Here is a 17,807-nt window from a genome sequence, read left to right on the forward strand (position 1 = left end):
GAGATTCCTTCTAGCGGACCACGCAGTCGACCGCATTGGACGGCCCCGGCGGGCCGCCCGCGCCGCTTTCCGGCCCGGCGCCCGTGCCGTTGCCGAAGGATGGCGGCGGCACGAACTGCAGGCCCGGATTGTTCGGCACGATCACCGGTGGCTGGTTCACGTTCGGCACGTAGCCGAACTGTCCGGCGGAAAAGCCCAGCGAGCCGCCGCTGTTGGTCACGACGATCGCCCCGTCGCTGACCGAGACGTGCAGGCCCGGCGCCAGGGGTGTCGTGGCGCGGCCAGCCGGCGCCTCGGGCGGCACGTACTGCGCGATGAAGGTGGTGCCGCGGATGCCGATGGTGGCGTTCGGCGTCTTCAGGGAAAACTTCTCCTTGTTGCGCTTGCCCATCAGGCCGGTGATCGAACGCAGGCCGCCCTTCACCAGGTTGAAGCTGGCCTGGTCCCCGTCCGGTTTTCCTTCCTCATAGGCGAAGTCCTCGACCTTGAAGGTGGTCCCCGGGCGCAGCGTGATTTCGCTGTTGTCGATGAACCTGATCTGGGCGTAGGTGTTCTTCTCGGAGACCAGGGTATCGCCGCTCTCGATCTCGGACTTCAGGCCGAGCACCTTGACGCTGCCATCCGCCTTCTTCGCCATCAGCGGCCCGCTCAGGCGCTCGACCCTGCCCGCCACCTGGGCGGCCCAGGCCGCGTTGCCGAACACGAGGAGCGCCGCGAACAGCAGTGCGCTCCATGCGCTGGCCGCGCCCTTAGTTGCAGTACATTTTTGCAGCTGGTTTTTCATTCTGTGCTCCAGTATTCGGGCCCTGCGCCGGGCCGGCCTGCTTCTCCGATGGCTTGCGGCCGTCGCCGCCGCCATCGCCCGGACCGCTTTGCGCCGGCCCTGCCGGCGCGCGCTCCTGCGTGGTCGGGATGCGGGTATTGATCAGGTTGACCGCGGCCTGCTGGGCGGTGGCGACCGGCTTCTTGCCCTGCTCCTGGGTCGACGGCGCCGGGTTGAACACGGTGCAGCGCGGGTCCGTCGGGTGGGCGCCGCAGAAGTCGGGCTGGGGCAGCACCGCTTCGCAGCCGGCGATGTTCGGGTTCACCGCGCACTGCTCCAGCTTGGGCAACTGCACCGAGCAGCCCTGCAGCGTCGGGCTGCCGATGCACTGCTGCAGGGTCGGCAGCACGACCTGGCAGCCGGCCTTGGTCTTGTCGTTCACGCACTGCGACAGGGTCGGCAGGATGCCGACGCAGGACGCGTCGCCCGGCGTCACCAGGCAGGCATCGAAGGTCAGCTGCAGGACCTGGGTGCAGCCTTCCAGGCCAGGCGTGGCCTTGCAGAGCGCCAGGGCCGGCAGGACGCCGGCGCAGCCGGCGCCGGTCGGGTTGGCCAGGCAGGCGTCGAAGGCGGCGCGCGCCAGCACCGGGGCGCAGCCGAGGATGTTGCCGTCGACGCGGCACTGCTCGAGTGGCGGCAGGATCTCGCCGCAGCCGGCGCCTTTCGGGTTCAGGATGCAGGCCTCGAGCTGCTCGCGCGCCAGCAGCACCGGGGCGCAGCCCAGGATGTTACCGTCGGCCTTGCACGCTTCGATGGTGGGCAGGATCTCGCCGCAGCCCGCGCCTTTCGGGTTCAGGATGCAGGCCTCGAGCTTTTCACGCGCCAGCAGCACCGGGACGCAGCCCAGGATGTTACCGTCGGCCTTGCACGCTTCGATGGTGGGCAGGATCTCACCGCAGCCCGCGCCCTTCGGGTTCCGGATGCAGGCCTCGAGCTGCTCGCGCGCCAGCAGCACCGGGGCGCAGCCCAGGATGTTGCCATCAAGCTTGCAAGCCTCGTAGGTGGGCAGGATCTCGCCGCAGCCGGCGCCCTTCGGGTTCCGGATACAGGCGTCGAGCTTTTCGCGCGCTTCGATCACCACCGCGCAACCCAGGCGGTTCTGGTCGTTCCGGCAGGTGTCGTAGGGCGGCAGGATGGCGCCGCAGCCGGCGCCCTTCGGATTCTGGATACAGGCCAGCAGGGCCGCGCGTTCCATCACCACGGTACAGCCCAGGGTCGCCGGGTTGCGCTCGCAGGCGCCCGTCGTGGGCAGCACCTGGCCGCACTGCGGGCCGTCCATATTGGCGATGCATTCGCGGGTCTTCGCTTCCAGCACGGCGCCGCAGCCATTCGTGCTCGGGTTGCTGATGCAGGTGTCCAGCGGCGGTGTCGGGATGGGATCGGGCCTGTTCGTGTTGGTCACGCTCAGCTTGTCCGGGCTCGACACCACCACGCTGCCCGCGGCGATCGAGGTGCTGCCGCCGGTGATGCTGATGTTGCCCGAGCCGGATGCCACCCGGGCGGAGCTGGTGACGGTCAGCGCCCCGTTGTTATCCGCCAGCAGGCGGATGTTGCCGCTCTCGGTGCTCACATTGCCGGCAATGGTCATCGGGCTGTGGGTCACCAGGCTGATGTCGCCGCTCCTGGTCATGACGCCCTGGCCTTCGCCCGTGGTCTCGGTCACGGTCAGGCCGCCGAAGCTTTCGACCGAGATCGCGCCGCTGTTGCCGGCGCCCGCCTGCACCACGTCGCGCAGGATCACGGCGCGGTCGTTCACGATATTGATCAAGGCGCTGCCGGTCTGGCTGTTCCATGCGGAGAGCACGCCGGCGCTGGTGCGCAGCGGGCTGCCGCTGGCGCCGATGCCGCCGCGCGAGGCCAGGTCAACGAAGTTGCCCTTGATGGTGCCGGCGCCTCGAATCGCGTCGGCGTCGATGAACACGGCCGCGCCCTCGATGCCGGCGCCCGCCGTCAGGGCGCCGCCCGTCAGGTCCACTTCGCTGTAGGCGCGCACGCCGCTTGCATCGGCGACCGCGCCGATGGCCATGGCGTCGCGCCAGTTGAAGCGGAAGTTGCCCATCGAGGCGCTGCCGGCCAGGGTGCCGACGCGGTTCACGCCGAGCATCTGGACCTGGGTGCCGGTTGCCAGCAGCTTCTGCGCCTGGATCGATGCCGCGCCGTTCTGGTACAGGGTGCCGTTCGAACGCAGGGTGATCTCGCCTGCCGCGTTCAGGTCGGCCCCCTCCTGCAGATCGATGCCGCTGCTGCCGGCGTCGATGGCGATGGCGTCGGAGGTCAGGTTGCCCAGCACGCGCACCGAACCGCCGCTCAGGGCGATCTTCCTGCCGGCAGTGATCGAGCCGGCGCCGTCGATCTGGATCGCGCCGCCGCCGAGGTGGGGATGCAGGGTGGCGGTGAAACGGCTGTCGGCGTCGCCCAGCACCACCGGCGCGTTGATGTTGATGGCGCCGCCGGTATCGATCGACAGGTGGCCGCCCATGTCCAGGGTGTTGTCGATGCTGATTGCACCAAGGTGGGCGCTGTTGCCGATACTGATGCCGAAGGCCTCCATATTGGCCAACTGGGAGGGCTTGAGCGTCAGCGCGCCCGGGCTGTCGGTGCCGCGCACATTGATCGGGGTGCTGTTATTGAAGGTACTGAACGAGACGATCGGGAGCACGCCGTCTTCGCCGCGGACACGACCAAACAGGTCCATGCGCTCGGCCTTCAGGTCGATGTAGTTCGGGCTGCGCAGTTCGCCGCGCTCGCCCAGGGTCAGGCGGTTCCCGGCGCGCAGGTCGATGTCGCCTCCGGCGCTGATGCTGGCGTCGACGATCAGGTCGTTGCCGGCCTCGGCGCGCACACTGTGCTCCGTGTCGAGGTTGTTCACGAAGGTGAGGTCATTGCGGGCCTGCAGGACGATGTTCGCATTGGTGTCGCGCAGCGCCGTGGGGTCCACCACGGCGTCCTCGTCGCCGGGCATCTTGTCGAACATGTCGGCGTTGCCGGGCGCGGTCTCGCCGCCGTCGCGCACGACGATGTTCCACGGGTCGAGCAGCCAGGTGCCGCTCTTGCCGCCCTGCTTGCCCCCGGCCGCGTCGATGCGGATGCCGCCGGTCGAGAGCTCGTGGCCCGAAGTCTCGATCAGGCCGCCGTTGCCGCGTCCCGCGCCGCGCGCCGAGATGCTGCCGTAGGCGCCGGTGACGCCATCCGACCACAGCACGACCTTGCCGCCCTCGCCCGAGACGAGCGCGTCGGCGCGGATGCGTGCGTCCCTGCCGAACCAGGTCTGCTGCGCATTGGGCAGTGCGGCGTTCTTGCCTTGATAGTCGCCGCCGGCCAGCACGGTGCCGCCGCCTTGAGCGCCGCTGGCGTCGACCAGGGCATTTCCGCCGATGCCGACGCGCGTGCCCAGCAGCTGGATTTCGCCGCCCTTGCCTGCGCCCGTCGCGCTGGTGACGCTGCCCGCCTCCAGCACGGTGTCGCCGCTCGCCTTCAGGACGATCTTGCCGTTCTCGCCGACCACCGCGCTGTTGGCGTTGACCACGCCGCGCTGGTTGACGAGGGCGCCGTAGATGCCGATACGACCGCCGCTGGAGACCACCTGGCCCAGGTTGATGGCGCGGTCCTGGGGAGCCGAAACCACCACGTCGAGGTCGGGATTGTTCGAGTCGACCAGCTTCACGCTGCGGCCGGCCGCCAGCACCACCTCGCCGTTCGGCGCGGTGATGATGCCGTTGTTCTCGACGCTGGGCGCGACCAGGAAGACCTTGCCGCCGCCCGGCGTCGTGATCGCGCCGTCGTTGCGGACCGCGCCCGCGGTGCTGCCCGCCGTGAAGGTCTTCTTCCCGGCCAGGAAATCGCTGTCGCTGATGTTCAGGGTCGAGGCCACCAGGCCGTTCACGTCCACGCGCGCGCCCTGCCCGAACACGATGCCGTTCGGGTTGATCAGGAAGACCTTGCCGTTCGACTGCAGGGCGCCGAGGATGCGGCTGGGGTCCTGGCCGACGATGCGGTTCAACACCGCGCTGTCGCTGCCCTGCTGGGTGAAACGGGTCACCTCGCCGGCGTTCACGTTGAAGCTCTGCCAGTTGATGATGGCGCCGGGCGTGTTCGTGATCGAGAACACGTTGCCCTGCTGGGAGAAGGTCGCCTGGCCGGCCACCACCTGCGGCGAGGTCGGCGCGGCCTGGGCGCTGCCGTGGCAGGCGGCCACGCAGACGGCGACCCGGGCGAGCTTGACTAATCCGTTCTTCATGAATCTCTCCTAGTAGGCCAGGCCGACGCGCACGTGCAGCTTGCCATTGCCGGCGCCTTTGATGACGCCTTCCTTCACTACCGCGCCATAGTCGACCTGCACGCTGGCGTAACGTCCCGCCGCGAAGCGCAGGCCCAGGCCGCTGCCGGCGATCGTGGTGCTGCGCAGTTCGCCCGGCAGCGCATCGTTGCGCTTGCCCCAGGCGGCATCGATGAAGCCGAGCAGGCGGCACTGCCAGCCGGCGCGGCTGCACAGGTTCGGGGTATACAGCTCCAGGTTCAGGCCGGCGCCGATGTCGGTGGACAGGGCCCGTTCGTCGAAGCCGCGCACCGAGGTGCTGCCGCCGGCGCCGAACTGCTCGCCCGAGACCAGGGCGTCGCCGCTGTACTGCCCGTTGGCCAGCACGCGGGCCTGCCAGTCGCTTGTGCCCAGTGCGCGGGTCCAGGCGCCGGCCAGGCGCAGCGCCGTGTAGCCGGGCTTGGCGCCTGCGCGCGCGGCCTCGAAGTCCTCCTTGCCGCCGCGCGAGCCGCCCGGGATGTTGCGCAGCAGGGTCGCCGAGAAGTTGGCCTCGCCACTGTCCAGGCCGACGCGGCCGATGTAGCCGATGCTGATGGGGCGCACCGTGACGTCGTTGCCGAAGTCCTGGTTGAAGAAGACCACGCTGTTCTTGTAGGCCTTGGTCTCGAAGCCGTAGACGACGCGGCCTTCCAGCTCACGCCCGCCGATGTCGCGCTTGGGCAATACCTGGCTGTAGCGCGCGCCATAGACGGCGCCGCGCCCGCTGACGGCCAGGTCGAACAGGCCGGCCGTCACCACGCCGGAATCGACGTCCGAGTAGCTGGCGTAGAGGTCGAGCGCCCCGCCCTGCGCGTAGAAGGGCAGGTGGTAGCCGATGCCCCAGACGCCGACCTGCGAGGGTTCCTCGACGGTGGTGGTGTACTGCAGGCTGGCCACGTGGTCGCGTCCCCACAGGTTGGCATGCTGGAGCACGGCGCCGGCGTGGGTCTTGCCCGTCTCGCCCGTGCCAGTGTTGTCGAAGTTGGCCATGACGGTCCACGGCCGCTCGTCGACTACCTCGATGCGGGCATCGACCGTGTCCTCGAGCTGGCCGCCCTCGAGGCTCAGCTTGACGCGCTTGGCCGGGTTCTCGTTGGCCAGCTTCAGGTTGGCCGACACCTGTTTCAGGTTCGGGGTCTCGCCTTCACGCAGAGCGGGCAGGCTGCGGCGGATATTGGCGGTATCAAAAACGCGGTTGCCGCTGACCGTCACCTTGCCGACCTTCGTCTGCGCCACGTCCAGGCGCACCACGCCGCCATTGAGTTCCTGCTCGGGCAGCCGGACCGTGACCACGTTGTAGCCGCGCGCGTGGTAGAGGCTTTCCAGGGCTTCGAGGGCGCGCTGGACGTCGCCGAAGTCGCGCGCCGGGCCGGTGAAGGGCGCCACGGCGCGTTCCACCTCGTCCTGGGCGAGCAGCGTATTGCCGCCGACCTCGAAGCGGGTGATCGTGAAGCGGACCACGTCGTCTGCGGGCGCAGCCTCCTGTGCCCAGGCCGCGCTGACGGCCACGGCAAGCACGGAGCCTGCGAACAGGCGTGCAAAGCGTTGTTTCATCGGTTTTGCTTTATGAGGAGTCGTATTGTTCGGTTTTTCTTATAACCGCAGACCGAGCCATTGCCGGATGGGGGACCACAGGGCTCGATAGCAGTTTACCGAGCTTCTTGTTGCAATGGAGAAAAATTGAGGGCAATCTGGAAACTTCCCCCTCGGGAAGGGGGAAGACGCGTCATGCATGTTGCATGGGTGACACACCCACGCCGCATGACTATTTGCTGTCGAAAGTGGTCACGCCATCCCAGTCCACACCCGGTGGGTGGGCCCGGTAGTGGGCGATGCGTTCGAGGTATAGCGCGTACAGGCCGCGTGCGGGATGGCGGGCCGCGAGGGCGGCGATGGCCTGCTCGGCCGCATTCCACTGCTGGGCGCGGACCTGGGCCAGCGCGGCCTCCCATTGCGCCACTTCTTCCAGCACCCCGGCGGCCAGGTCGGCCGGTTTGCCGAGCGGCTCGAAGATCGCGACCGGCTCGTTCTTGCCCTTCACGCGCACCAGGTCCAGCTCACGCCAGGCGAACTCCGGCGCTTGCTGCCGGGTGGCCACGCCGACGGCGATGCCGACGCCATAGACCTTGGTGATGCCTTCCAGGCGCGCGCCGAGGTTCACCGCGTCGCCCATGACGGTGTAGGCGCGGCGGATCTTCGAGCCCATGTCGCCCACGTGCATGGGGCCGGTGTTCAGGCCGATGCCGATCCTCAGCTCGGGCCAGCCGCGCGCAAGGAAGTCGCGGTTCAGGCGCGCCGCGCTGTCCTGCATCAGGAGGGCCGTGGCGACGGCCCGGCTGGCGTGGTCCGGGAAGCTCACCGGCGCGCCCCAGAAGGCCATCACGGCGTCGCCGATGTACTTGTCGAGCGTGCCCTGGTGGCTGGAGCGGATGTCCTCGGACATCGCGGTGAGATAGAGGTTGATGTACTCGCGCAGCTCCTTCGGGCTCAATCCCTCGGAGATGGTGGTGAAGCCGCGCACGTCGACGAACATGACGGTCAGCTCGCGGCTCTCGCCGTCCATATTGTAGGCTTCCGGGTCCTCGGCCATGCGCTCGACCAGCTCGGGCGCCACGTATTCGCCGAAGCGCGACACCAGCGCCCTACCCTTGCGCACCTCGAAGAACCAGCCCCAGGCCAGGTTCAGCACGAACAGGGTGGCCACCAGCAGCAGGCAGATGAAGACGTTCAGGATGACGTCGTACCGGCTGTACATCAGGTAGTTGAAACCTGCGCAGGCGACGAAGGCGGCCGCCGCCAGCAGCACCGACCAGGCGGGGCTGAGCACGGCCAGCAGCAGGGCCAGCGCGACGCCGAGCGCCGCCACCAGCATCGTCTCGACCGGCTGCGCCCAGTACGGACGGACCTTGAAGCGCCCGTCCAGCATCGACTTGATCATGTTGGCGTGGATTTCGACCCCGGGGTATTCGGCATTCACCGGCGTGGCGCGCAGGTCCTGCAGGCCGGGCGCCGTGGTGCCGACCAGGACGATGGTCCCCTCCAGCACGTCTTTCGCCACCTTTCCATTCAGGACGTCCGCCGCCGACACGTAGCGGAAGGCCCCGCCGCCGGGGCCGCCGGGGCCGCGGAACTGGACGGTGGCGATCATCCCCTCGCCGACCGGGAAGGACACCGGCTTGCGGTCGACCCACATCTGCATCGTGTCGAACGCCGACGCGTCGCGGTCGGCCTGGGACAGGGTATCCACGGTGCCGACCATCTTCGGCTTGATTGCGGTGGCACCCAGTGCGGTGGCAAGCGTCGCCGCCGACAGCGACGGATAGTAGCCGTCGCCGATCCTGAACAGCACGGGCGAGGAGCGCACCAGGCCATCGGCATCGGTCGTGGCGGTAAACACCCCGGCGCCCGCAGCGGCTTCCTGCAGGCGCGCGATGTTCGCTTCGTAGCCGTTGACGGTGTAGGCGTTGCCGACGCGCCCGTTCAGGAAGTCCGTCGTGAACGCGGGCTCCGGCAGCACGCCCTTGCGCTGGCCCTCGGAAAGGTTAAAACCCAGCACCACCGGCTGGCCGCGCAGCGCCTCGGCGAACATGCCGTCGTAGTCCAGCGCCGGCTCCAGGCGCTTGATTTCGTCCTTGAGCCCGGGGATTCCCTTCAGCTCGCGGTTCGCCAGTTGCGCCAGCACATCGTAGCCCGAGCTGGTGTCCGGCTCAGGGAAGGAGACGTCGAAGCCCACCGCGCTGACTTCGTAGTGGCGCGTGAGCTGCTCGACCAGCTTCGCCATCACGTTGCGGCTCCAGGGGAAGCGTCCGACCTCGGTCAGGCTCTTGCTGTCGATATCGACAATGACGATGCCCGGCTCGAGCGCGAACGGTTCGAGGCGCATGCGCAGGTCGGAGATGATCGTGTCCTGGCGCGCGATGGTGTGGCTGGTCCACACGTCCAGGGTGTAGAGCACGGCGGCGAGGGTCAGGAGCAGGCCGAGCGCCCAGCGCCCGCCGTAGCGCAAGAGCATCTGCCGGATCCGTCCCATGCCCTCCCCTTACGGCCGGTAACCCGGGATCGTGGACTCGTCCACTTCGTCGATCTGGTGGGCGTCCATGTTCTTGTGCGCGAACTGCAGGTAGACGCGGTTGCGCACGAAGATGTCGAACAGGTCCGGGTCGATGTGGCCGTTGAGGGCGAAGCGGCCCAGGATGTGCAGCGACTCGGACAGCTTCTTGCCCTTCTTGTAGGGCCGGTCGCAGGCGGTGAGCGCCTCGAAGATATCGGCGATCGCCATGATGCGCGCCTGCACCGACATCTGCTCGCGCGTGAGGCCGCGCGGGTAACCCTTGCCGTCCATGCGCTCGTGGTGGCCGCCCGCGTATTCCGGCACGTTCTTGAGGTGCTTGGGCCAGGGCAGCGACTCCAGCATCCGGATCGTGACGTCGATGTGGTTGTTGATGATCTTGCGCTCGTCGTCGGTCAGGGTGCCGAAGCGCACCGTCAGGTTGTGGACCTCGTTCTCGCTCAGGAAGGCTTGTTCCTGGCCGCCCGGCGCCGTCCAGCGATACTGGGCGATGCGGCGCACGCGCTCCTGGTCGTCGGGCGACATGCCCTCGCCGCCCACATTGGCGCGGCGCAGGAATTCGCGGTCGGCCCGGATGCGCGCCTGCTCGGAAGCCAGGCGGTCCTCGATCGCCGCATGGTTCGCATCCGGTTCGCACTTGGCGCGCAGGGCGTGGATCTCGGCATCGCGCAGCAGCACCTCGAAGCGGGTGTCGACCAGGTGGATGCGGTCGAAAATGGTTTCCAGCTTGGTCGACTTGTCGACGATGTGGACCGGGGTCGTGATCTTGCCGCAGTCGTGCAGCAGGCCCGCCAGCCATAGCTCCTTGCGGTCCGCATCGCTCATGCGGAAGGCCGCCATCGGGCCCTCGCTGGTGGCGTGCACGGCCTCGGCCAGCATCATGGTCAGCTCCGGCACGAACTGGCAGTGGCGCCCGGTGTAGGGGGACTTCTCGTCGATCCCGATGTTGATCAGGTTGACCAGGGCTTCCAGCAGGTTCTCGAGCTGCGCGATCAGGAGCTGGTTGGTGAGGGCCACCGCGGCCTGGGTCGCGAGCGCTTCGATGAAGCGCTGGTCGGTCTGGGAAAAGGCGCGGATGCCGCCTGTCTCCGGATCCTTGGCATTGATCAGCTGGAGCACGCCCAGCAGCTCGCCCTCGTGGTCGGTCATCGGCACCGTCAGGAAGGACTGCGAGTGGTAGCCGAAGGCCGCATCGAAGGAACGCATGCCCGAGAAGTTGAACACGTCCGCCTTGTAGACGTCCTCGATGTTCACCGACTGGTTGAAGTTGGCGGCATAGGCGGCCACCGAGGCCAGGTTCTTGTTGCCGTAGCTGTCGCACAGCGGCACCGGCGCGATGTCGATCGGCCGCCCGCTCACGCCGCCCTGGTAGATGCCGAGGGTGTCGTTGATCGAGATGTGGTAGCACAGGCTGCGCCGGTCTTCGCTCGGGCGGTACAGGGTGCCGCCGTCGGCGTCGGTCATGTGCTTGGCCACGCGCAGGATGCGGTCGAGCAGCGCGGCGGTGTCGTGCGTATCCCCGAGCGCCACGCTGACTTCGGTGAGCTGGTGCAGGCGTTGCGCGATTTGTGAGGGGTTCAGCTCTTGCATGGTAGGTGCTCGGACAGCTCGATGAGGCGGGTTCGATATGCATATCAGACTGTTACAACAGACATTTTCTTGTGAAAAAGTCTTTTGCCAGTCGGTAATTTCCGAAGTGTAGCTTTGTTGTGTTCTCCTGTATATGCTCCATCGGATAATTACAATTTTTCGGCCAAGGAATGCCACAAACTGGCTATCATTCGCGATGTTTCAGAAAAATAACTAAACCGAGTCCGGCTGGGAGTAGAGATGAAATTCCGTTTCTGGGGGGTGCGGGGATCGATTCCGTCCCCAGGCCCGCGTACCGCGCGTTACGGCGGCAACACCACCTGCATCGAGGTGAGGACCGACGACGGCACCCTCATCATCCTCGACGGCGGCACCGGCCTGTTCCCGCTGGCCCAGCACCTGCTGGGAAAACTCCCGGTGCATGCCAACATCTTCATCACCCACAGCCATTGGGACCACATCCACGGCCTGCCCTTCTTCACGCCGCTCTTCATCAAGGGCAGCCGGGTGCGCCTGCATGGCGCCCATGACCCGGTCACCGGGCATGGCATCGAGCACGTCATGGGCGTGCAGCTGCAGAACAGCTACTTCCCCGTCAGCGAAACCCAGATGGACGCGACCATCGAGTACCGGACGCTCGACATCGGGGTGCCGATCGAGGTGGGCGACGCGCAGGTACAGAACGTGGTCATGAACCACCCGGTCACCAACCTGGGCTACCGAATTGCTTGCCGCGGCCGCTCGCTCTTCTTCACCGGCGACCACGAGCCCTGGCACAATCCCTACGCCCCGGACGACCCGGCCTTCGACGCCTGCGAGGCGCACCTGGCGGCGCGCCAGGACGCCATCGACGCCGCCATGCGCGGCGTGGACGCCCTGATCGTCGACTGCTCGTACACGCGCGAGGAATACCCGTCCAAGGCCGGCTGGGGCCATGGCACCTTCGATGCCGCGATCGAGATGGCGCTGCGCGTGGGCGCGAAGCACCTCTACTGCACCCACCACGAACCGACCCGCAGCGACGACGACCTGGAGGCGGCCTTCGCCGACGTGCTGGCGCGCCACCGCGAACACCTGGGCGGCCTGCAGGTGCACCTGGCCTTCGAGGGACTCGAGGTCGCGCTGTGACCGGGCAGGCGCTTCCGCCGGAAGAGGCCGCGCGCCGCCTGGCCTTCTTCCAGAAGCTGCAGGCGATCACCAACCGCATCCATGCCACCGCCAACGTCGAGGAGATCATGCTCGACCTGGGCCTGGATTTCTGCGACCTGCTCGACTGCGACCGCTTCACCCTGTATGCGGTCACGCCCGACAAGGAGCACATCGTCTCCAAGGTCAAGACGGGCCTGGCCACCTTCCGCGAGCTGCGCCTGCCGGTCGGCTCGTCCTCGATCGCCGGCTTCGTGGCGGCCTCGCGCCAGCCGGTCCAGATCGACGACGTCTACGACGAGGCAGAGCTCCGGCGCCTGGCGCCCGGGCTGCAGTTCCAGCGCGGGGTCGACCAGCGCAGCGGCTACCGCACCCGCGAGATGCTGGTCGCGCCCCTGGAAGACGCCGATGGCGGGCTGCTGGGCGTGGTCCAGTTCATCAACCACCGCGCCGGCGGGCCTTTCCAGCCGCCCGCTCTGGAGGCGGTGCGGCAGCTGTGCGCGACGCTCTCGGTGGCGCTCGGCCAGCGCCTCGGCCCGCAACGCATGCGCGGCAGGTATGACGCGCTGGTCCAGGAGGGCCTGCTCACCCGCGCCGAACTCGATGCCGCCGGACGCCAGGCGCGCGAGCGCGACCTCGATCTCGAGGAAGTCCTGGAAGGCGCGCTCCGGGTGCGCCGCGCCGCCATCGGGGCGGCGCTGGCGACCTTCTTCAAGGTCCCCTATGAACCCTTCCGCCCGGACCGGGTCAAGCCGGTCGACCTGCTGCGCAACCTGAAGGCCCAGTACGTCGAAGAGAACGGCTGGCTGCCGCTGGAGGATGGCCCGAACGGCCTGGTCGTGCTGGCGCTCGACCCGGAACGCACGGCCGCCTCGCGCATCGTCGGCCAGCTCTTCCCGAAGTCGAAGGTGGCCTGGCGCGTCACCACGCGCGCCGACTTCCGCGACACCGCGAACGCCTTCTTCGGCCTGGGCGTCTCCTCCGAATCGGTGGGCGAACTGCTGTCCGGCCTGGAAGACGACGAAGACGGCGAGCTTGCCACCGAGGTCTCGGAAGCAGTCGAGAACGAACTGGTTCGCCTGCTGAACAAGGTGATCATGGACGCCCACCGCCAGGGCGTCTCGGACATCCACATCGAACCGCAGCCGGGCAAGGGCAAGACCGGCATCCGCTTCCGCAAGGACGGCGTGCTGGTGCCCTATATCGAGATCCCGTCCAGCTACCGCAACGCCCTGGTCGCGCGCATCAAGATCATGTGCGACCTCGACATCTCCGAGCGCAGGAAGCCCCAGGACGGCAAGATCCGCTTCAGGAAGTACGGCCCGCTCGACATCGAACTGCGCGTGGCCACCATCCCTTCGTCCGGCGGGGTCGAGGACGTGGTGATGCGCATCCTGCAGGCGGGCGAACCGATTCCGCTGGCCAAGCTCGGCCTCACCGACTACAACCTCGAGCGCCTGCTGCCGGCGATCGGGAAGCCCTATGGCCTGTTCTTCGTGTGCGGCCCGACCGGCTCGGGCAAGACCACGACGCTGCACTCGATCCTGCACCACCTGAACACGCCGGAGACCAAGATCTGGACCGCGGAAGACCCGGTCGAGATCACGCAGAAAGGCCTGCGCCAGGTGCAGGTCAACCGCAAGGCGGGACTGGACTTCGCCAGCGTGATGCGGGCATTCCTGCGTGCCGACCCGGACGTGATCATGGTCGGCGAGATGCGCGACAAGGAAACCGTCAGCACCGGCATCGAAGCCTCGCTCACCGGCCACCTGGTGTTCGCGACCCTGCACACCAACAGCGCGCCGGAATCGATCGTGCGCCTGCTCGACATGGGCATGGACCCCTTCAACTTCGCCGACGCCCTGCTCGGCATCCTGGCCCAGCGCCTCGCACGCCGCCTGTGCACGGCTTGCCGCCAGGCCTACCAACCGGACCAGGACGAAGTCGACGCCCTGCTGGCGGAATACTGCGAAGACCTGCGCGGCACCGCGTCCTTCAGGGACGACCCGCAGGCCGCGCGCAGCCGCATCGTTGCGGACTGGCGCAGCCGCCACGGCGATTCCGCGGGCCGCCTGACCCTGTATCGCGCGGTCGGCTGCGACGAATGCAACAAGGGCCACCGCGGCCGCATCGGCCTGCACGAACTGATGCTCGGCACCGACACGGTCAAGCGCCTGCTGGTCGAACACAGCCGCGTTTCAAGCCTGCTCGCTGCGGCGCTCGAAGACGGCATGCTGACCCTGAAGATGGACGGGATCGAGAAGGTGCTCGGCGGCTTCACCGACATCAAGATGGTGCGGGCGGTCTGCATCAGGTAGCGGCCATCCGCCAAGGGTAATCTTGCACTGGCCGCCCGGAAACCGCCCCGCTCCGGCACGGGCGGCACTACAATCGTCCCTCTTACCTACCGATTGACGATGGAGTTGGATGATATGAAGAAGTTGATCCTCGCCGCCGTGGCGTCCACCCTGCTGGGCGGCTGCGCGCATGAACCCTCCACCAGCCGCGAGAGCCGGGCCAGGGACGACGATTACGTCTCGGTTGGCAGCCACCTCAAGCGCAAGAAGGGCCAGGCCAGCACCAGCAGGACCAGCACCGGTAACGCAGCCGACGTCGAAGAAGCGAAAATGCAGTAAGCCGCATCCGCCCGCCAGGGGCGGACATGCAAAAAAGGCAGGACGCGCGCGTCCTGCCTTTTTCGTTTTCCGGCGGATGCCGGGCAGGTGATGCCGCCCGGTTCCGGGTCTCCTTCAATCGTCCCCGCGGTTCGCTCCCTTTTCCACGAACACCGCCGCCGTGCGCGCCGGGATGGTGAAACTACCGTCCGCATCGCCGTAGCGGGAGGTCTTCACCACCGGATCGTCCGAGCTGGCCTGCACCTGGTGCAGCTTGAACTTGCGCCCCTTCAGCTCCGGAACCGCGATCGTCCGGGCTTCCTTGTCCACGTTGAACAGCACCGCCACGCTGCGGTAGCGTGCGTCCGGATAGCTGCGCGGCTTTTGCCCGTCGATGTGCATCACCACGAGGCCGGGCTGCTGGTCCGGCCCGGTGTTGTAGAAGCGCAGGCGCTCTTCCACGTCCTGCGCCGTGCGCAGGCGGAACAAGGCGCTGTCGAAGCGGATCCTGAGCAGGTCCTCGAAAGCGGACTTCGCCGCCAGGATCGCCTTGGTGTCCGGCTTGATCAGCGGGTTCTCCAGCACCGGCGTCATCAGGCCCCAGTTGTCGCGGTTCTTGTCGCTTGACGGCAGGCCCACGCCGAAGTTGTTCGAGGCATAGCTGTAGTCGAGGCGATTGAACCAGTCGCCCGCGTTGTAGCTGTCGCGGTCGAGCGACTTGGAGCGCAGCAGTTCCTGGCCCGCATGGATGAAGGGAATGCCCTGCGACAGCATCACGATGGCCGACCCCAGGTTCTGCACCCGCACCCGGTCGGCAAGAGAAGTCGACTGCGGCAGACGCAAGGCGTTGATGTCGAACAGGGTCTGGTTGTCGTGCTTTTCGACGTAGTTGATGGTCTCGACCGGGCTGCCGGTATAGCCGGCGCGCTGGCCGAAATAGTCGATGTCCGCGTTGCTGCGCAGGGAGCCGAAGCGGTCCACGAAGCGGTAGTCGCGCAGGGTGCCCGACAGGCCTACGCGCACCAGATCGGCCAGGCGCAGCGCATCGTCGCGCGACTGCCTCGCCAGGTCGTTCGGGTCGTACCAGACGCCGTTGATGAAGCCCTGCTCCTTGATCAGGTTCTCGCCGCCGTCGCAACAGCCGCCGCCGCGTACCGTGTCGCGCAGGCGGTCGTTGAAGGAACCGATGCCGGTGCCGAACAGGTTGGCCTGGCGCGCCGTCACGAAGCGCACGTCGTTGGCGACGGCGCCGAAGTTCCAGCCTTCGCCGTACAGGTAGATCTCTCGGCCGGCAGCCTGGTTGACGCGCGCCTGCACCTGCTTCATCACGTCGAGCGGCGCGAAGGTCATGATGTCGAAGCGGAAGCTGTCGATCTTGTACGCGCTGGCCCACAGGGCGACCGAGTCGACCATCAGCTTGCCCATCATGGTGTGCTCGGCGGCGGTGTCGGCGCAGCAGCTGTCGTTCAGGTTGCCGCCCTTGTCGTTCAGGCGGTAGTAATAGGCCGGCACGATCTTGTCGAGCACCGACAGCGGTCCCTGCTGCGAGGAACTGGTGTGGTTGTAGACCACGTCCATGGCCACCCGCAGGCCGGCTTCGTGCAGGCCCTGCACCATGGCGCGGAACTCGCGCACGCGCGCGGCGCCGTCGTTGGCGTCAAGGGCGTAGCTGCCTTCCGGCGCGTTGTAGTGCACCGGGTCATAGCCCCAGTTGAAGCAGTCGCTGTCGCGGACCGCTTCCACCGCGGCCTGCTGGTCGGTCGATGCCGGACCGGCGTCCGGGATGACGGGCGTGACGCAACCGGCCTCGTCGATGCTGGCCATGTCGGCGGCCGGCAGCAGGTGCACGTGGGTCAGCCCTGCCTTCGCCAGGGATTTCAGGTGGCGCATGCCGCGCGAATTGCGCTCGGTGAAGGCCAGGTACTTGCCGCGGCGGGCGGCGGGCACCGAGTCGTCGCTGGCCGAGAAGTCACGCACATGCAGTTCGTACAGCGCGATGTCGGCCGCATGGGCCAGGTCCGGGATGCGATGCCGGTCCCAGCCGCGCGGCTTGAGCTGCTCGCTGTCCAGGTTGGCGACAAAGGTGCGCGTGCTGTTGGCGTTCAGGCTGAGCGAATACGGGTCGGTGACGGTGTTCGTGACCAGCGTATTGTTCGCCCAGCGCGACAGCACCTTGACGGTATAGGTGTAATAAGCGCGGTTGGTCCAGGCGGCGTTCGGCGCGGTGTAGCTCCATACCCCGCTGGCGGCATCGAGGCGCATCGGCACATGCGCGCTGGCGGGCGCGTTCGCGTCCGGATAGATGTCGAGCGCCACCGACCTGGCGGTCGGCGCCCAGACGCGGAAGGTCGGCACGCCGGCGCCGTTGAAGGTCACGCCGAGCTTCGCATCGGCCGCGCGGGCGCCGAACACGTCGTCGAGCATGGCGGCCGTCTGCAGGGAGGTGACCTGCACCAGCTTGCCGGCCGTGTCGAACTGGGCGATGGCGAACTGGTTGCTGGCCAGCGCAGCGACCCTGGCCGCATCCTGTTCCGACAGCGTGAAACCGGTGGCGCCCGCCAGGTGCGGGAATTTGTCGCGTACCTGCTGCGGCAGGGGCGCCGGACGCAGGTCCATGCTGCCGTCGGCGCCGGTCACGCCTTGCGCACCGGAGCCGAGGCCGCCGCCCGCCGCGTAGTACAGCTTGTAGCTGCCGGTACCCGGCACGCCCGGCCAGGCGAACGTGGTGCGCGAGAGCCAGTGGGCGCTGGCGGCGGACAGGTTGCCGTAAGTGACCGCCGGCTGGCTGGTATGCACCGTGCAGTCCCCTTCCAGCAGCCAGATCTCGTGGCCGCGGGTGGCCACGTCCGGACCCAGCGGCGCGCCCTGGTCGGCGCCGCAGTTCTTGTTGCCGTTGCCGTCGGTGACCAGGAACCACAGCGCCGTCTTGCCAGGCGCGAGCGGGATGTCGACCCAGCCACCGAAGGCGTCCGCTTGGGTGAACATGAAGCGGTCGGTGATCCAGGCCGAACTCGGGTTCAGGGGACCGTCCCAGGAATACACGCCCCACTCGGCGGTGTCGTTCTGCACCCGACGAAAGTGGATCCGGATCGTGTTCGGCGCGACCGGCGCCGTGGCGGATGCCTCGGGCTGCTGCTGGGCATGTACGGCGCCGGGCACGAGCATGGCGGCGCCGACGCTGAGCGCTGCGCAGAGTACGGCCGAGCGCCATCCTGAAGTCAAACTACGTCTGTTGCGCATCTTGTCTCCGTTGTCGTTGTTTTCATTGGT

9 protein-coding genes are annotated in these 17,807 nt (G+C 67.7%); 3 read left to right on the forward strand and 6 right to left on the reverse strand.

The features are described 5' to 3' along the window. Positions 1-10: 10 nt before the first annotated feature. The 5 genes from NX780_RS00570 to NX780_RS00590 all read right to left on the reverse strand — a co-directional run bounded on the left by NX780_RS00570 (position 11) and on the right by NX780_RS00590 (position 10,776). A complete protein-coding gene (locus NX780_RS00570) occupies positions 11-784 on the reverse strand; it encodes a FecR family protein (protein WP_258825924.1) in 774 nt (257 codons plus the stop codon). Further along, on the reverse strand, positions 750-5,060 hold the full coding sequence (locus tag NX780_RS00575; RefSeq protein WP_258825925.1) for a two-partner secretion domain-containing protein: 4,311 nt from the start codon (positions 5,058-5,060) through the stop codon (positions 750-752). The genes NX780_RS00570 and NX780_RS00575 overlap by 35 nt, the downstream gene beginning before the upstream one ends. A gap of 9 nt (positions 5,061-5,069) precedes the next feature. After that, positions 5,070-6,671 carry a ShlB/FhaC/HecB family hemolysin secretion/activation protein gene (locus NX780_RS00580; RefSeq protein ID WP_258825926.1) on the reverse strand — a complete coding sequence of 534 codons (1,602 nt, stop codon included), beginning with the start codon at positions 6,669-6,671 and terminating at the stop codon, positions 5,070-5,072. 211 nt (positions 6,672-6,882) lie between these two features. Continuing rightward, positions 6,883-9,147 carry a CHASE2 domain-containing protein gene (locus NX780_RS00585; protein WP_258825927.1) on the reverse strand — a complete coding sequence of 755 codons (2,265 nt, stop codon included), beginning with the start codon at positions 9,145-9,147 and terminating at the stop codon, positions 6,883-6,885. A 9-nt stretch (positions 9,148-9,156) separates the two neighbouring features. Then, positions 9,157-10,776: a GAF and HD-GYP domain-containing protein gene (locus NX780_RS00590; protein WP_258825928.1), complete on the reverse strand. Its 1,620-nt coding sequence runs from the start codon at positions 10,774-10,776 to the stop codon at positions 9,157-9,159. 240 nt (positions 10,777-11,016) lie between these two features. On the opposite strand from NX780_RS00590, the gene NX780_RS00595 reads away from it, so the two are divergent. From NX780_RS00595 to NX780_RS00605, 3 genes are all read left to right on the forward strand, one after another. Beyond that, a complete protein-coding gene (locus tag NX780_RS00595) occupies positions 11,017-11,904 on the forward strand; it encodes an MBL fold metallo-hydrolase (RefSeq protein WP_258825929.1) in 888 nt (295 codons plus the stop codon). After that, the gene (locus NX780_RS00600; protein WP_258825930.1) at positions 11,901-14,240 is read left to right on the forward strand and encodes a GspE/PulE family protein; all 2,340 of its coding nucleotides are present in this window, start codon (positions 11,901-11,903) and stop codon (positions 14,238-14,240) included. The genes NX780_RS00595 and NX780_RS00600 overlap by 4 nt, the downstream gene beginning before the upstream one ends. A gap of 114 nt (positions 14,241-14,354) precedes the next feature. Next, on the forward strand, positions 14,355-14,558 hold the full coding sequence (locus NX780_RS00605) for a putative periplasmic lipoprotein (RefSeq protein ID WP_258825931.1): 204 nt from the start codon (positions 14,355-14,357) through the stop codon (positions 14,556-14,558). 114 nt (positions 14,559-14,672) lie between these two features. Here the strand turns inward: NX780_RS00605 and pulA are convergent, their stop codons facing one another. Next, positions 14,673-17,777, reverse strand: a complete 3,105-nt coding sequence (gene pulA, locus NX780_RS00610) for a pullulanase-type alpha-1,6-glucosidase (RefSeq protein WP_258825932.1) — start codon at positions 17,775-17,777, stop codon at positions 14,673-14,675. Between the last annotated feature and the right edge of the window lie 30 nt (positions 17,778-17,807).

Source organism: Massilia agri (assembly GCF_024753255.1).
GTDB lineage: Bacteria > Pseudomonadota > Gammaproteobacteria > Burkholderiales > Burkholderiaceae_D > Telluria > Telluria agri.